Here is a 14,941-nt window from a genome sequence, read left to right on the forward strand (position 1 = left end):
ATTCACTCGGGTACCCCCATGACAAAGAAGCTTCTCGGTCCGTCAAACGTGTCTACCACCGCGTTCGGCGCCGATCGTCAGCTGACAGCGGCATCCCGGGACTTGGCCCGCGAGCGCTCGCGGGCACGCGTGTTCGAATCGAGATGAACCTTACGCACCCGGACCACCTCGGGGGTGACCTCGACACATTCGTCGGCAGCACAGAACTCCATGGCGGCCTCGAGGTCGAGCTGCATCGGCTTCGCCAGGGTCTCCATCACGTCCGCCGAGGACTGACGCATGTTGGTCAGCTTCTTCTCGCGGGTGACGTTGATGTCGAGGTCCTCGTGCCGTGGGTTGATCCCGACGACGTGTCCCTCGTAGCTGTCGTCGCCCGGGTTGACGAAGAACGTGCCGCGATCGGCCAGCTGGATCATCGCGAACGGGGTCACGGTGCCGGCGCGGTCGCTGACGAGCGACCCGGTGTGGCGGGCGCGGATCTCGCCTGCCCACGCGTCGTACCCGTCGAAGACGGCGTTGGCGATACCGGTGCCGCGCGTCTCGGTGAGGAAGTCGGTCCGGAAGCCGATCAGTCCGCGCGAGGGCACGATGAACTCCATCCGGACCCATCCGGTGCCATGGTTGTTCATCTGTTCCATGCGGCCCTTCCGAGCAGCCAGCAGCTGGGTGACCGCACCCAGGTACTCCTCGGGTACGTCGACGGTCAGGTGCTCGAACGGCTCCTGGACCTTGCCGTCGACCTTGCGGGTGACGACCTGCGGCTTGCCGACGGTCAGCTCGAAGCCCTCACGGCGCATCTGCTCGACGAGGATGGCGAGCGCGAGCTCACCACGACCCTGCACCTCCCAGGCATCCGGCCGGCCGATGTCGAGCACGCGCAGCGACACGTTGCCGACCAGTTCGGAATCCAGACGCTGCTTGACCATCCGGGCGGTCAGCTTGTGACCGGACACCCGGCCGGCCAGCGGCGAGGAGTTGGTGCCGATGGTGACGGAGATGGCCGGCTCGTCCACGGTGATCCGCGGCAGCGGCTGCGGGTTCTCGAGGTCGGCGAGGGTGTCGCCGATCATGATCTCCGGCATACCGGCGACGGCCACGATGTCGCCGGCCGACGCGGCCTCCGCGGGCGTGCGCTCGACGCCGACGGTGGCGAGGAGTTCGGTGATCTTGGCTCGTTCGACGACGGCCTCGCCGTCGACCTCACGGCACCAGGACACCTGCTGGCCCTTGCGGAGGGTGCCGTTGTGGATGCGGACCAGCGCGAGGCGGCCGAGGAAGGCCGACGCGTCGAGGTTGGTGACGTGGGCCTGCAGCGGCGCCTCGGGATCGCCCTTGGGCGCCGGGACGTGCTGGAGCAGGACGTCGAAGAAGTCGTCGAGATTCTCCCCCAACGGGACCTCGCCGTTGGCGGGCTGGATGGTGCTGCACTTGCCCGCGCGGCCCGAGGCGTAGAGCACCGGGAGCTCGAGAACGAGTTCGGCGGCCTTGGCGGCCTCGTCGTCCAGGTCGGACGCGAGGTCGAGGAGCAGGTCCTGGGTCTCGTCGACGACTTCCTGGATGCGGGCATCGGGACGGTCGGTCTTGTTGACGACGACGATCACCGGCAGCTCGGCCGCCAGCGCCTTGCGGAGCACGAAGCGCGTCTGCGGCAGCGGGCCCTCGGAGGCGTCGACGAGCAGGACCACTCCGTCGACCATGGACAGGCCGCGCTCGACCTCGCCGCCGAAGTCGGCGTGGCCGGGGGTGTCGATGACGTTGATGACGACCTCGGTGCCGTCCGGCTGGCGCCGGTGGACCGCGGTGTTCTTGGCGAGGATGGTGATGCCCTTTTCACGTTCGAGGTCACCGGAGTCCATCACCCGGTCGACGACCTCGGCGCGCTCACCGAAGACGCCGGACTGGCGCAGCATGGCGTCGACGAGTGTGGTCTTTCCGTGGTCGACGTGCGCGACGATCGCGACGTTGCGGAAGGTGGGGACAGCGCTCACTGGCTCTCTTTCGTGTGGTTGGGACCGGCAGCAGCGGCCGGGGTCCGGGTCTCTGCCGAACGTCTCTGACGTTCGCAGCCGAACGGCTCTGACCGGCGCGGGGAGCAGATCACCTAGGGATTCAAGGTCACAGACTATCGGCTCGGGCGGTGAGACCGCGATCACAGCACCCAGAAGCAGTGGAGTTAGGGTCTGCTAACCTCCCCGTATGGGCAAGGTCGACCCGACCAGAGTGGGCTCTCTGAAGCCCAAGAAGAAGTGCTGCAAGAGCTCGACGCGCTGCGTTCGTTGCCCGGTGGTGATCCATCGGATGCGCAAGCTCGACACCTCGGAGATGTCGAAGAAGGAACTCCACAAGGCGCTCAAGAAGGCGCGCGCGGCCTGACCCGAAATCGTCACCCCGGGGGAAGCTCGTGATCCCGGTCGGGGTCGTCGTCATCGACCGATCGGACGCCGACCGCCACCGCCACCAGCGCGATCCCGACCGCTTCGAGGGGCCGTGGCACCTGACCCAGCGCGAGGAGCCCGATCACCGACGCCGTCACCGGGAGCAGCGCGAGCAGGATCGCGAATCTGGCCTGTCCGACTCGCCTGAGCACGATCTGGTCCAGCGCATAGGGCACCGCGGTCGAGGCGATGCCGAGCAGGAGGCCCTGTCCGAGGACCACCGGCAGCGCGGCCCCCTCGCGTACCGCGTCGGCCACCCACCACGCGAGCGGCGCGGTGAGCAGGGCGGCCACCGCGAAGCCGGTCGCCAGGTCCTCGACGCCCGCGCCACGCGCCGCGACCCGCTTGCCCAGGACGATGTACCCCGCCCAGCACGCGGCCGCAGTCAGCGCCAGGACGACGCCGACCGCCGTTCCCGACCACCGGACGTCGGCGATCAGGACCACACCGACCGCCGCCAGGACGAGCGCGGCCACGTCGCGGCGCGTCGCAGAACCCAACGCGGCCACCACGATCGGTCCCAGGAACTCCAGGGCGACCGTCGTACCCAGGGGCAGGTGCGCGAGCGCCTCGTAGAAGGCGATGTTCATGCCGGCGGTGATCAACCCGAAGCATCCGGCGAGGCGTAGTCGCTCCCACCGCCAGGCGGTCCGCGGCGGCCGCACCCACAGCAGCAGCACCAGGGCGGCCCCGGCGATCCGCAGCCAGGCGACCGCGGCCGGGGAGATGACGTCGAACAGCCCGACGGCGACGGCCGCACCGAGGTACATCGACGTGGCGCCGACGACCATCAGACCCGGTGGGACCAGCACGTCGCGTCGGGTCACCGACACGGCGACGTCCTGACCCTCGAGCGTGTTGTCCCCGAGCGCGTCTTCCCCGAGCGTGTTGTCACGTCACGGCCCGATCACCGCGACCCGTTCGGGCACCAGGGCCATCCGCACACGATCGCCGATCGCCACCGAGGCGTCCGTCACGGCGTCGATCTCGCCGACCGGGGTGTCGATGCGCACCCGCGGGCCGGCCGGGAGTTCGGCGACGAGCACGACGGTCGCCATCGTCTGCGGATCCGCAGACTCCGGTGGCGACAGCGGACGGATCGCCACCGACTCGGGCCGGAGACCGAGTCGGCGGGAGCCGTCGGGAAGGGCCAGCGTCATCTCACCGAGGACGGTGTCGGCGACGCCCGACCGGATCTGGGCGTCGATCACGGTCGTGGCGCCGAGGAACCGCGCCGTCCACTCGTCGACCGGGCGTCGCCACAACCCCGCCGGGGCATCGGTCTGGACCATCACCCCGTCCCGCATGATCGCGATCTCGTCGGCCATGGTGGCGGCTTCGGCGTGATCGTGGGTGACCACCATCGTGGGGACGCCGGCAGCGCGGACGATCTCCGAGATCTCCACGGCCAGTTCGTCTCTCATGCGACGATCGAGGGCTGCAAGCGGCTCGTCGAGCAACAGCAGACGCGGATGGGGGGCCAACGCCCGCGCGAGCGCGACCCGTTGGGCCTGGCCGCCCGACAGGGTGTCGACGAGGCGCTCGTCATATCCGGCGAGGCCGACGACATCGAGCATCTCGGCGACACGCTCGGCGATGGCGCGGCGCGACCAGCGCCGCATCCGGAGCCCGTATCCGATGTTCGACGCGACGCTGCGCCCACCGAAGAGCTGCCCGTCCTGGAACACGACGCCGAAATCCCGGCGATGGACCTCGACCCCGGCGAGGTCGACACCGCCGAACCGCACGGTTCCCCGGACCGGCGACTCGAGTCCGGCGATCGCGCGGATCAGGGTCGACTTTCCGCAACCCGACGGACCGAGGATCGCGGTCACCAGCGAACCCGCTCCCCCGAGGCGCCAGGACAGACCGTCGATGACGGTGTCGCCGCCGTAGGCGATGGTGAGGTCACAGACCTCCAGCGCGGCCTGCTCGCCAGGGTCGGCCACGGGCGTCGGATCGTTCGGGGTCACAGCAGCGGAACCTCCGAGCGGGGACGGAACGCCTCGACCACGACGACGGCGAGCACCGTCGCGATGACCAGGACCATCGAGGCGGCCATGGCGGTCGCCAGGTTGTCGGGGCCCGGCCGGTTCAGCGCGGACCCGATCAGCACCGGCAGGGTGGTCGTGTCGGCGCGTGCGAGAAAGCTCGTCGCGCCGAACTCGCCCAGGGCCATGACGAATGCGAAACCACCGGCCGCCCCCATCGATCTCCCGATGATCGGCAGATCGACCGTCGCGAAAACCCGGATCGGTCTGGCCCCCAACGTCGCCGCGGCATGCCGAAGCCGGGTCGGCACCGATTCGAGTGCCGGCATCATGATGCGGATGACCACCGGGATCGCGATGAGCGCCTGGACGAGTGGGATGACGGCGGGTGAGGCGGCGATCTCGTACGGCAGCGACGCCAGCACGATGAGGTAGCCGAATCCGAGTGTGACCGCGCTGATTCCGAGCGGCACGAGCGAGATGGCCGAACCGATCGCCCCGACCACGCCGTGCGCGCGGTGCAGTGCGACGGCGGCGAGGGTCCCGACCAGCAACGCGATCGCGGTCGCCGCGGTGGCGGTCACCAGGGAGTAGCGCAGACTCTCCAGCGGTGTCACCCCGTTGACCGGTTCGGCGAGTGCGCGATAGCCGGCGAGCGTCCAGTCTCCGTGCGTGACCGGGCGCACCGACCGCACCATCAGTACGACGACGGGTCCGACGAGCAGTACCGCCGTCCACGCCCCGACGGCCCAGACGGCCGGTCGTGTCCAGCGCCCGCCGGCGACCCTGCGCTCACGTTCGGCCCGTCGGCCGCCGCCACCGGATCCGAGGCCGGCCGGATCGGTGAACACGCGCGTCAGCATCAACGCAGCGATCACCACCACGATCTGGAGCATCGACAGCGCGACCGCCTCCGGGATTCGGAAGTACCCGATGGCCTGGGTGTAGATCTCGGTCTCGAGCGTGCGGAGCTCACCGGCCCCGAGGATGATCACGACACCGAAACTGGTGGAGCAGAACAGGAAGATGAGCGCGGCGGCCGAGGCGATCGCGGGCACGAGTCGCGGCACGACCACGGTCATCGTCGCTCGCATCCGACTCGCGCCGAGCGATCGCGCCGCTTCGAGGAGCCGCGGGTCGAGGTTGCGCCAGGCCGCGCCGACGACGCGGACGACCACGGCGATGTTGATGAACACGTGCGCCGCGAGGACGGCCGACAGTCCCGATTCGATGTGCAGGAAGGCCAGTGGGCCGGACAGCAGCGAGCGGAAGGCCACACCGACGACGACCGTGGGCAACACGAACGGAACGGTCACCACGACGGCGAGAACGACCGCGGTGGTCCCGCGGACCCGCGCGAACAACCAGGCGATGGGTGCTGCGGCGGCGAGCGCCAGGACGGTGGAGGCGGCCGCCTGGCCCAGGGTGACGCCGAGAAGCCCCAGGGCGTCCGTGCGATCGAGCAGGTCACCGAGATCCGCCCCGGAATCCCCGGCGATCGCGACTGCCCGCCGGGCGAGTGCGATGACCGGCCACGCGAACAGCACCACGACGAACAGCGCCGGGATCAGCCACAGCGCAACCGGTCCGGCAGCCCGGCTCGCCCGGATGACCGCCGTCCCGGCCCGGGTCACCGAGGCATCACCGGCCGACCGCGGCACGCCACTGATCGAGCCACATCTCGCGGTTTTCCGCGATGGTGGCGGGCGGCAGCGACGACATCCAGGCGGGCACCTCCGCGCGCGCCGGCCAGCCCTCCGGCAGCGGAGTGTCGCGCTGCACCGGGTAGACGTACATCGACGTCGGGAGTTCCTTCTGCACAGTGGGGCTCAGCATGAAGTCGACGAGTTTGCGTGCGCCGGTGGAGTTCCGGGTGCCCTTCAGGATGCCGATGTACTCGACCTGAGGGAAGCAGCTGTCGAGCAGCGCGCTGGTCCCGGGCGTGGCCGCCGGGGACGAGGCGTAGGACAGCACGATGGGTTTGTCGCCGCGGCCCTCGCCTGCGGTGAACAGCTGGTTGTAGGCGACCTCCCAGCCCGAGACGACGGTCGCACCACCGCCGATGAGCTGCTTCCAGTAGTCCTGCCAACCGTCGCCGAGCGCACCGACCGTGGTGAGCAGGAAAGCCGTGCCCGGCGAGGAGGTCGCGGGGTCGGTCACCGCGGTGAGTGCGGCGAACTCCGGCCGGGTGAGGTCGCGAAAACTCGCCGGCGGGTTCAACGATCTGGACCGGAACCAGCCGTCGTCGATGTTGAGGCACACGTCTCCGCGGTCGACGGCCGTCAGCTGCCCCTCGGCGCCGGGTACGGCGTAGTCCGCGGCACCGTCGACCGCGGCGGGCGACTCGTAGGATTCCAGGGCTCCGGCGTCGATCGGACGCGACGCGAAGGTGTTGTCGATGCCGAAGACGGCATCTCCCTTGGGAGCGCCCGGTGTCAGCGACACCGTCGACGCCAGTTGCCCCGCGTCGCCGGACTTCACGATCTTCAGGGTCAGGCCGGTCTCCTGGCGGAATGCGCCGATCACCGACTCGGGCAATTCGAAGGAATCGTGGGTGAGCAGCGTGACCTCCGCACCCGACGACGAATCGTCGGCGCAGGCAGTCGCCGTTGTCGCCGCCAGCGCGAGCGCGGCCACGACGACGATGCCGCGCGTCAGCCGCGATCCCACGCGTCGACGACCCGACACACTGTCGGTGAGAAGCTCATTCACATCAGACTCCTGTTCGGCGTGCCGATTCGACGAATGCTCCTCATCCAACCAGGTTGCCGATCTCGCGCACGATTCAACCATCGGGACATCACTTCAGTAACAATTGCATCAATAACCACATGAACCCCACCTATAACACCGTGACGGCCTGGACAGTGGAACCTGCGGGGGGCTTAGAATGACCCGCGACGACCAGGGTGAGAGGATGGGCTGTGCGCTACCCGACACCCGGGCGGATGACACGACCACGAGGCGCCGGGCGGTTTTCCCGCTTGCGCCACGACCGTTAGGACACACCAGTGCGTTTCTCCCGGCCACTGAGGTTGCGATCCGGCAATGCTCCGCATCGAATCCGGACCCGTCGCCTCCTCGTCGCCGTGTCGGCGCTCGCGGCGGCCACATCACTCGCGCTGCCGATGGCCGCGCAGGCTGCGCCGGCCCCGAAGCCCGACCAGCGCGTGCTGGACTCGCTCGGCGCGTTCGCTCCCGCCATCATCGGCTCGGTGGCGACCCCCGGCCCCGACGGCAAGGTCTCGGCCGACCTGCTCCGTCAGGCCCAGTCCTTCGCCGACACCCCCGGGATGCCCGGTGAGGTCAGCAAGATCTGGCGCTCGATCGCCGACTTCCTGGGCGAACCCGGACGCAAGCAGGCCGCGCGTGAGCTCGCCGCCGAGCGCAAGCCCGGCGATCCGGAGATCCCGCAGGGCCCGAACGCCCCGAAGATCCAGGAATTCCTCTATCCGACCTTCGGCCTCGGCTGCATCCCGGGCGGCGGTTCGCTCGGACGCGCCCTGGTCACCGCCGGACCACAGGAAGCGCCGGCTCCCGGCCCCAAGCGCGGCGAGAGCGGCTACGTCTACACCTCGCTCGGTACCGGCCCGGCCATCGACAACAAGGCCGCACCCCTCACGGTGAGCTGGTTCAACGTCGACACCGGTCGCACCGGCACCACGACGCTCAAGCGCAACCCGAAGATCAACGTCCAGGAGGGACCCGGCACCTTCACCGGAATCTCGCGCACCGGCAAGGGCCGCGTCATCTCGGCCATCCACGGGAACGTGACCACCAAGACGAAGGGCCAGATCGTGTCCTGCACGATCGTCCCGGTCATCGGACTCGCGATCATCTGACCTTTCCCCTCTCACCGACGAAGGCACCCCGGCTCATCGCCGGGGTGCCTTCGTCGTGCTGCGGGCTTTCGTGGGCAACCCCGACAATCGGGCGCCACATTCACGCAGGTCGGCCGGGGTTCGGTCTCTTGCCGATCGCGCCCGTGTCACAGGTCGGACTCGCGACTTGCCGGGGCGGACACCGTCATGGTCTCTTGTAACTCAAGTCCCATCTGTCACACCCGCCACACGTGGCGGGTGCTCGGTTGTCATAACCGGTCGCCATAAGGAGAGCCATGTCCCTCACGTCTCGGTTCACGCGCCCCGACGCCGGTCTGCGCGTCACTCGCAGCCGCGCGATTCGGCGCTGCGGCGCCGGTCTCATGGGTGTGGCGATGGCGGCGGCCACGCTCACCGCCACCTCGGCACCCGCGGCGGCCGAACCGCTCATCCCCGCCAACATGCTGGGCGCACTCGCGATCCCGTTCGACGCCGAACTGGCCGGCGCGATCCGCCTGCTGAAGGCCGCGGGGGTGGATCAGATCGCGGTTCAGGCCGCGCAGACGATCATGGGTAGCGCCGGGCAGCTCTCCGTCGAGGACATCGCCGGTCGCGCGGGCGCCCTCCCCCTGCCCGCGGCCGCCGACGGTGCACCCACGCCGGCCGCCACCCCGGTCGCCGCGCCGACCGATCCCATCGCCCTGCTGCGAACCCTCGGCATCCAGACGCTCACCCCGTCGGTGTCGCCGTTCTGCACCGCGCCGACCGCCGACAACCCGCTCGGTCTCGTCACCGCCGGGGCCGGAGCCGTGGCAGGTCCGTGGCCGATGAAGACCGATCCGCTGACCCAGCTCAAGCCGCTGCTCGACATGATCCCCGGCGTCAAACTGCCCGAGAAGCTGAACCTCGTCGACAAGGGCGAGACCGCCTACGCCTTCGTGCCCGCCTCCCCGACCGCGGGCAGCGGCGGCACGATGCAGGTCGCCTGGTTCAACACCAGCACCCTGCAGGGCGGATTCGCCGATCTCGATCCGATCACCGACAAGACCGCACTGACGGCGCTGCCCCTGCTGTCCGGGGTACGGCTGGCACCGGTGAAGACCGGCAGCGGCACGATCCTGTCGGCGGTCTTCGGCAACGCGAGCAACGGCACCCAGAACTGCTGGTTCCTACCGGCAGTTGGCGTCGTCAACGCTTGAGCCACAACGCTATCGGAACCCAGTTTCCCCTCACAGAACGAACTGACAACACATGAACCCCCACGACCACACTTCGAAACCCCGGAGTGCTCGCCTCTCACGCACCCTCGCGGCCGCTGCGGCTCTGACGATCGTCGTGGCTCCGGCCGCCTTCGGCCTCACCGCGACCGCCGCGGCCGAACCGACCCCGGGCACCTCGACACCGGGCACGTCCGCCCCGGCATCCGAGCCGTCGTCCGACGACGGCGCCGCCCCCGCCGACGACAACGCCGGCACCGTGGACACGCGAGGTCCGGGACAGACCCCGGGCGCCGTCTACGCGAACCGCGAACTCCCCCGCGCCCGGACGGTCGCGGGAGCCGCTTCCGGTAATGACTTCACCTACTGGAGCACCGGAGCCGACGGCAAGGCCCACCTCTCGTCCGGCGTGCTCATGGTGCCCAGCGGGCGTGCCCCGGCCGGTGGGTGGCCGATCGTCGCATGGGCGCACGGCTCGCGGGGCATCGCCGACAAGTGCGCGCCGTCGTCGCGGCCGACAGCCGAGGACACCGAGGAGCTCAAGCGCTGGCTCGGACGTGGGTATGCCGTCGTCAGTACCGATTACGCAGGCGTCGGGACTCCCGGTACCCCGCAGTACTACGACCTGGAGGCCACCGCCCGCAACATCGTCGACGCGGTGCGCGCCTCGCGGGACATCGCCGACAACCTGTCGCGTTCGTGGGCTGTCGTCGGCGAAGGGCAGGGAGCGGCGGCCGCCATCACGCTCGCCCGGTTGGCGCCGACGATCCAGGGCGGCAAACTCGACTTCAAGGGTGCCGCGGCGAGTTCGATCCCGGCCCAATTCGGTTCGCTGGTGGCCAATCTCGGCCCGTCGTCGGCGGCGATGCCGTCCGGGCTGGCCGCCGACGCGCTGTACACGCTGAGCGCGATCCGCAACGCGCAGCCGGACATCGACGTGAACGCCTACCTCACCGACGCCGGAAAGAAATGGATGACCAGGGCCGCCGCGTCGTGTGTGACCGAATTCGTCCGTGAGGTGGACGGTCTCGCGATCGGCTCGCTGTTCACCAAGCCGCTGTCGGGGAACACCGAACTCACCGAATTGCTCACCAAGGCGACGGAGTTGCCCACTCGGGGTTTCGAGCGGCCGGTTCTGATGACACAGACTCTGCAGGACACCTCCGTTGTCGTGCCGCTCACCCTCAAGTACCTCAACGACGCGCGGGTCGGCGACTCCAAGGTGTCGGCCCGTACCTACCTGACGCTTGACGGGGTCCAATCGAACCGATTCTCCGACAACGACATCCGTGGGTTCGTCGCACGGATTCTCCGGTGAACCGAGCCTTCCGGATCGCCTACGCGGCCGCCGCTGCGGCAGCGACCGTCAGCGGGTCCGCCGGTGGCCGACGCAGCGCCGAGATCACCAAGCCGCTGCCGATCATCCTGCTCGCGGCGCGGGTGGCCGCAGGCGCTCGACGCCGCCCGGTCGCCGACACCGTCGCATTGGCGGCCGTGCTCGGGTTCTCGGCGGCAGGCGACCGGTTGATGCTGCAGGAGGAGTTCGAACGCGACGACCCGGCGACCAAGGATCGGTATCTCCGCAGGGGTGCAACCTCTTTCGCGGGTGCACAGCTGAGCTACGCGGCCGCGATGTGGCGCGCGGGCGGACGACCGTCGGTCCGTACCATCGCACCGCGGGTGGGCATCCTCGCCCAGTCGGCGACGGTGCTGGCCCGCCACCGCCCCGCGTTGCTGCCGGTTCTGAGTACATACGGCAACACACTCGCGACGATGTCGGCGCTGGCGTCGGACGTGCCCTCCCCGCAGCCGCGCATGCGAGCCGGCGGTTGGTTCTTCCTGCTGTCGGACCTGGCGATCATCAACCGGCGCCACCTGGTCGCAAACCCTCGCCTTCGGATGGCCGGCGAGGCCTGGGTGCTCGCGAGCTACTTCACCGCGCAGTACCTCTTGATCGGCGGACTCGCCGACCGGTAGGTCACGCGACAGCGCGATCCGAGCACGTCGAGTACTTCGGGTTGGTCATCGGGAAGAACGCGAGCGCACCGATCTTCTGGCGGATCGTGAAGTTCACCGGACCGCTTCCCGGGTGGATGTCGACCTGCCACTTGACGGTGTAGCCACGGCCGGGAACCGTCGTCACACCGGACCGTCCGGTACGCAGATTCCGCCACGACACCGACACCTCGTAGGTGTATTCGAGCGCGACGCGCTTGGCGCGGTCGGTGCCGATGAGCGCGATGACCGGGCCGGGCAGACCGTCGGCGGGGTGCCGGATCTGGTTGAACACGTCCACCCGGACCTTGACCGTGCCCGCGGGCCACGGGTTGACGCTGTCGCACCGCAGGGTGGTGACGTAGTTCGCGCCGTCGTCTGCCGGCGCGGCCGCCGCGACGCCCGTCCCGAACAGCGACACCGCCAACCCCATCACGGTTGCGACCATCGTCGCGATCGTCCCCGCCCCGACGCGCCCTCGCCGACGCCTGCTGTTGTCGAAGCCGACCGTGTTCTCCCCGCTGACCATGGAGGCAGTCTAGAGCCGCGCGGGGGGCGCCGTCTGCCAGAATCGACCCATGCCGAAGATCCAGATCGCCCAGGAACCCGCGGCCGACGAACTCCTCTCCAGCGATTCGTTCGCCCTACTGACAGGAATGCTCCTCGACCAGCAGTTCCCGATGGAACGGGCGTTCGCCGGGCCGGCCAAGATCCGCGACCGATTCGGCACGATGAATCCGGTCGAGATCGCCGACGCCGAGCCCGAGGCGTTCGCCGACCTGTGCGCCACTCCCCCGGCCATCCACCGCTACGGACGTTCGATGGCCGGCCGGGTTCAGGCACTCGCGAAGGTCGTCGCCGAGGAGTACGACGGCGATGCCTCGCGTATCTGGACCGAGGCCTCCGACGGCGCCGACCTCATGAAGCGGTTGCGCGCCCTGCCCGGGTTCGGCGACCAGAAGGCCAAGATCTTCGTCGCCCTTGTCGCCAAGCAGCTCGACGTCAAACCGTCAGGCTGGACCAAGGTCGCCGGCGATTACAGCAAGAAGGGGTTCCGTTCGGTCGCCGACGTGACCGACCCGGATTCGCTGCAGAAGGTCCGCGACTTCAAGAAGGCGGCAAAAGCCGCCAAGGCCGCACAGACGTCCGGCACCGAAAGTCGGTAGCGACACCGCCCGCCGGAATAGCGCAACCCTCACCCCGAACGAACACCCATTGGCCTAGGGTCGGACACCATGGAGTCCCTTCCGGATCGGCCACTCCCCGACCGCCCCGTCCCCGGTGGACGCGGTGTCGAGCGTCGGCAGGCCGCGCTCGATCCCGGCCGCGCACTCGTCGAGCTGCCGTTCCGGGTCGGATTCGCGGTGACCGGCGTGGTGTTGAGCGCCGCGGAGTCCGCCGTCACGATCGCCCGGGTCACCGCGAGCAGCGTCCAGCACGAACTCGCGCTGGCCGTCGGGGTCGACGCCGACGAGCTGGGCAGTGCTCGCACGCCGCTCGCCTTGCTCAACCAGTTGTCGGAGCTACTCGGGCCCGACCGGCCGTTCGGGCGCATCCTCGCCAACGGTGGCCCGTTGGAACGGTTGCTGAACCCGGGCGGCGTCATCGACCGCCTGACCGCACCAGACGGCCCGCTCGAGAAGCTCACCGCCAAAGGCGGGCTCCTCGATCAGATGGCTGACGAACGCGGCATTCTGATCCGTCTCACCGCCAAGGACGGCCCCCTCGACCGGTTGACCCGTGCAGGCGGCGTCGTCGATCAGTTCACCGAGAACGAGGGCATTCTCGAACGTCTGACCTCCGAGGGCGGAATCGTCGACAAGCTGACGGCACCGGACGGCGTGCTGGAGAAGGTCACCGCGGCCGGGGGCATCCTCGACCGGCTCGCCGCGGACGGTGGGCTGCTCGATCAACTCGTCGGTGAGGACGGCGCCGTCGAGCGGGCCATCGCACCCGGCGGTCCGCTGGACCGGATCACCGAGCTGACCGAGGTCATCGGGCAGCTCGCGCCGAACCTGCTCGCGATGCAGGACACGGTGCACGAACTGGCCGAGACCGTGGACCTGCTCAACCAGACGGTCGCACCTCTGGGTGGCCTCGCCGAACGACTTCCCAAGCGGCTCACCCGTCCGCCGAAGGGGTCGGGCGGTAACGGCAACGGGGACGCAACTCCCGCCGACTCGAACGGGTACCCGCGGGCTTAGCCTCCGGACACTGCAGCCCCAACCACCCAGAAACCGCAGCCACTCAGAACGGCGGCGGGTTGTCATCGGTGTTCGGTTGACGGTTGGCCGCCGCGGTCAGGGCATGTCGGTTCGCTTCGCGCTGTGCCTTGTTCCGCGCACGTTCTTCTCGCCGCTTCGCGTGTTTCGCGGCGGTTCGTTCGGTGATCGTGCGTGGTTGTCGGTGTGGCCGCTCGGGCACGATGATCCGCGGATTCGGTGGGGCTTTCGCGGCTTGCTCGAACCGGATACGACGCAGGTTGGGGAAGAGGTCCTCGAGGGTTTCGGCCTCGCCGGGGATGACGAACCCCTCCGGAGTCACGAATTCGGTGACCAGACGACCCTCATCGTTGCGGTACTGCACATCCGTCCACTCGCCGTGCGTTTTGTGCAGATGACCGGCACGGCACTTGGCGTTGAGGTTCTCACTGCAGGTCGCACCCCCGCGGGCAGGATGTGCGTGGTCGTACTCGGCGACATGATCGACATCGGCGGTGAATGCCGAACGCGTGCAACCCGGTTCAGTGCAGTAACCGTCACGCACCCGCACGAACTCCGCACACGCAGTGGTCGGCCGATACGGGTCACCCGGTTGGGCACCCGGAAAGACCACCACTGTGTCCGTATCATGCTGTGGTGCGACGGCATTCGCGGTTCGCGTGTGCTCGTAGTCGGCGACGATTCGCGACGGTGGGGTACGTGGCGGGGTCACCGGTCGGATGGTGGCGTCGGGCCGTGCGGCGAGGTCGCGTACGTGTTCGTCGGAGATGACTCCGTGCCCGTCGACCCACCCGGGGCCCGACCCGCCGGCGAGGGTGTCGGCGTCGGTCACGACGTGGATGACGATCTCGGTGCCTGGCCCCGCATCGGCAGGATCGAAAGGTGTGGCGGTGCACTCGGACTGACCGCAGGCGCACGTGAACACCGTGTTGGTGAGCAACGCGCACATGGCATCGGACTTACGTTGCCCGAGGGTGCGCCCATCACGGTCGCACACCGATGCGGCGAGCGCCCGCACCGAGGCGTCGCAGGCCCGGATGTTCTCCGCGGCCATGACCGCGGTGATCTCACCGGTCCCGTCGCCGTGGTTCTCCGTCCACACGCCACGCTTGTCGAGCGCTTCGCGGCGCCGCTGGCGGACCGCGTCGGCGTCGTGGCCGAAGACCAGACGGTCGATCATGTCACGCAGACCCGAGGTCGACCACGACCCGACCCGAGTGCGCAGCAGGTCGGCGATCGATTCATCGAGAACCTCGATGA

General features: G+C 69.2%; 14 protein-coding genes. 7 read left to right on the plus strand and 7 right to left on the minus strand.

Features of this window, described 5'->3' with window-relative positions; translation table 11 throughout:
- Positions 1–77: 77 nt before the first annotated feature.
- Positions 78–1,988: a translational GTPase TypA gene (typA, locus tag ACFW3F_RS14100; RefSeq protein WP_388058299.1), complete on the minus strand. Its 1,911-nt coding sequence runs from the start codon at positions 1,986–1,988 to the stop codon at positions 78–80.
- A 208-nt stretch (positions 1,989–2,196) separates the two neighbouring features.
- Here typA and ACFW3F_RS14105 point away from each other — a divergent pair, with 208 nt between their 5' ends.
- The gene (locus tag ACFW3F_RS14105) at positions 2,197–2,373 is read left to right on the plus strand and encodes a hypothetical protein (RefSeq protein WP_388058301.1); all 177 of its coding nucleotides are present in this window, start codon (positions 2,197–2,199) and stop codon (positions 2,371–2,373) included.
- Between the two features lie 10 nt (positions 2,374–2,383).
- On the opposite strand, the gene ACFW3F_RS14110 is transcribed toward ACFW3F_RS14105, so the two are convergent.
- From ACFW3F_RS14110 to ACFW3F_RS14125, 4 genes are all read right to left on the minus strand, one after another.
- Positions 2,384–3,226: a DMT family transporter gene (locus ACFW3F_RS14110; RefSeq protein WP_388058331.1), complete on the minus strand. Its 843-nt coding sequence runs from the start codon at positions 3,224–3,226 to the stop codon at positions 2,384–2,386.
- 105 nt (positions 3,227–3,331) lie between these two features.
- Positions 3,332–4,408, minus strand: coding sequence for an ABC transporter ATP-binding protein (locus ACFW3F_RS14115; RefSeq protein WP_388058303.1), 1,077 nt, complete (start codon positions 4,406–4,408; stop codon positions 3,332–3,334).
- Positions 4,405–6,060 carry an ABC transporter permease gene (locus ACFW3F_RS14120; RefSeq protein ID WP_388058333.1) on the minus strand — a complete coding sequence of 552 codons (1,656 nt, stop codon included), beginning with the start codon at positions 6,058–6,060 and terminating at the stop codon, positions 4,405–4,407. Before ACFW3F_RS14120 ends, ACFW3F_RS14115 begins: the two co-directional genes overlap by 4 nt.
- Positions 6,061–6,067: 7 nt before the next feature.
- Complete coding sequence (locus ACFW3F_RS14125; RefSeq protein WP_388058305.1) at positions 6,068–7,138, minus strand: thiamine ABC transporter substrate binding subunit; 1,071 nt, start codon at positions 7,136–7,138, stop codon at positions 6,068–6,070.
- 299 nt (positions 7,139–7,437) lie between these two features.
- On the opposite strand from ACFW3F_RS14125, the gene ACFW3F_RS14130 reads away from it, so the two are divergent.
- From ACFW3F_RS14130 to ACFW3F_RS14145, 4 genes are all read left to right on the plus strand, one after another.
- Positions 7,438–8,268: a hypothetical protein gene (locus tag ACFW3F_RS14130; protein ID WP_388058307.1), complete on the plus strand. Its 831-nt coding sequence runs from the start codon at positions 7,438–7,440 to the stop codon at positions 8,266–8,268.
- A gap of 275 nt (positions 8,269–8,543) precedes the next feature.
- A complete protein-coding gene (locus ACFW3F_RS14135; RefSeq protein ID WP_388058309.1) occupies positions 8,544–9,446 on the plus strand; it encodes a hypothetical protein in 903 nt (300 codons plus the stop codon).
- 52 nt (positions 9,447–9,498) lie between these two features.
- Positions 9,499–10,782 carry an alpha/beta hydrolase family protein gene (locus tag ACFW3F_RS14140; RefSeq protein WP_388058311.1) on the plus strand — a complete coding sequence of 428 codons (1,284 nt, stop codon included), beginning with the start codon at positions 9,499–9,501 and terminating at the stop codon, positions 10,780–10,782.
- Positions 10,779–11,441, plus strand: a complete 663-nt coding sequence (locus ACFW3F_RS14145; RefSeq protein WP_388058313.1) for a lysoplasmalogenase — start codon at positions 10,779–10,781, stop codon at positions 11,439–11,441. The genes ACFW3F_RS14140 and ACFW3F_RS14145 overlap by 4 nt, the downstream gene beginning before the upstream one ends.
- A 1-nt stretch (position 11,442) precedes the next feature.
- Here ACFW3F_RS14145 and ACFW3F_RS14150 read toward each other — a convergent pair whose 3' ends face one another.
- Positions 11,443–11,988: a hypothetical protein gene (locus ACFW3F_RS14150; protein WP_388058315.1), complete on the minus strand. Its 546-nt coding sequence runs from the start codon at positions 11,986–11,988 to the stop codon at positions 11,443–11,445.
- A 49-nt stretch (positions 11,989–12,037) separates the two neighbouring features.
- Here ACFW3F_RS14150 and ACFW3F_RS14155 point away from each other — a divergent pair, with 49 nt between their 5' ends.
- Both ACFW3F_RS14155 and ACFW3F_RS14160 read left to right on the plus strand, forming a co-directional pair.
- A complete protein-coding gene (locus ACFW3F_RS14155) occupies positions 12,038–12,625 on the plus strand; it encodes an HhH-GPD-type base excision DNA repair protein (protein ID WP_388058317.1) in 588 nt (195 codons plus the stop codon).
- 69 nt (positions 12,626–12,694) lie between these two features.
- Complete coding sequence (locus ACFW3F_RS14160; protein ID WP_388058318.1) at positions 12,695–13,663, plus strand: hypothetical protein; 969 nt, start codon at positions 12,695–12,697, stop codon at positions 13,661–13,663.
- A 43-nt stretch (positions 13,664–13,706) separates the two neighbouring features.
- Here ACFW3F_RS14160 and ACFW3F_RS14165 read toward each other — a convergent pair.
- Positions 13,707–14,941: DUF222 domain-containing protein (locus tag ACFW3F_RS14165; protein ID WP_388058320.1), on the minus strand; the 1,235-nt coding region annotated here is incomplete at its 5' end.

This window comes from Gordonia sp. NPDC058843, assembly GCF_042743165.1.
GTDB lineage: Bacteria > Actinomycetota > Actinomycetes > Mycobacteriales > Mycobacteriaceae > Gordonia.